Source organism: Arenimonas composti TR7-09 = DSM 18010, from assembly GCF_000426365.1.
Classification (GTDB): domain Bacteria; phylum Pseudomonadota; class Gammaproteobacteria; order Xanthomonadales; family Xanthomonadaceae; genus Arenimonas; species Arenimonas composti.
The window spans coordinates 1-1173 of sequence record NZ_AUFF01000030.1; the positions used below are offsets into that span (position 1 = coordinate 1).

A 1173-nucleotide genomic window follows, 5' to 3' on the forward strand; every position below is an offset into this window, starting at 1 on the left:
AAGGCCGAATACACGACTGCAACCGATCCGCTTCCGACGACTCGATCAGCTGGTGCCCTGTTGAAATGGGGAGTCCATACATGAATTGTTAGCAGCGCTACTCGGGAAGTGAGTAGCTGACTTTGGTTCCATTGACCGCTACGTACCCTTGCTTCTGTAGCGATTTAAGCAATGCGCCTAGCTCTTCCTCAGGTAGAGCTTTCTGGAAGAGCGAGCTTATGGTGCTGGTGAGAGTCTTGACGGTCCGCGGCTTGGATGGTCCCCGCTGTTTGAGGTTTGCAACTATGACCTCAATTTTCTCAGTGGGACTTTTTGAGTTTGCCGCCTTGACGATCGGCATGTCACTAACATCACGGGAGCGGCAAGCGTAGATCTTCTTAGTCTTTAGGTGTGCGATCAGTGGGTCAAATCCCGTGTCTTTCGAAATGATGTGAAAGAACCCGTCTTTGTCCGCTGCCGCCAGCTGGCCGATGTAGTACGCGATGTGGAAGTCGAGCGCGTTCGGGCCGTTGCCGGAGATCTTTATGTAGCTCGCCTTTGGTCCCAAGCGCTGCAATGAATCCGCGATTTCATAGTTGACCTTGGTCTGACTCGCACCGACAAAGACCAGAATCTTGAAGTGCTCCTTTTCTAACGCAGCGAGTGCCGCGGGCTGGACGTTCTCGTAGTCGATCAATACGTAGTTTGTCCGCAAACGAAACACTCCCCTGAGCTGCTAACGCCCGAGTTAAGCCGCGCCGAAGGCGTCGGCTTGAATGATCAGTTAGGCAAGGCGTGGATTGCCACCACGCCTGCGCAAACAAAGACTATCAGACCCAGCCACGCCAAGACTGACTGGCGGGGACGAAACACAATTGGCCGCACTACATTCGCAACCGCAATACAAAGGACAGCCAAAGCGACTAGGAACGGTAGAAACCCGAAGTAAGTCCTCTGCTTCACGCTCACAGCTGCACCGAAGGCGAACAGAAGTATTGCAGCAACGGCGAGCGCGTGCTGCCAATGAGCGGGCAAAGAGAGTTGGGAGTTGCAGTTGCGGCAAGCAGCTGGAAAACCAAGTCCGGTAAACGCCAACTTGATTGCGCTAGTTTGCTTCTGGCAGTTGGGACAAGAAGTCATCTCTGGAGGCCTAACGCCCGAGTTAAGCCGCTCCGCAACGCGCTGACCGGGAGC

General features: G+C 54.3%; 1 protein-coding gene. It reads right to left on the reverse strand.

Annotation, left to right across the window (positions count from 1 at the left end; genetic code table 11):
- Positions 1-97 precede the first annotated feature (97 nt).
- The gene (locus tag K311_RS0113380; RefSeq protein ID WP_245570669.1) at positions 98-676 is read right to left on the reverse strand and encodes a PIN domain-containing protein; all 579 of its coding nucleotides are present in this window, start codon (positions 674-676) and stop codon (positions 98-100) included.
- Positions 677-1173 lie beyond the last annotated feature (497 nt).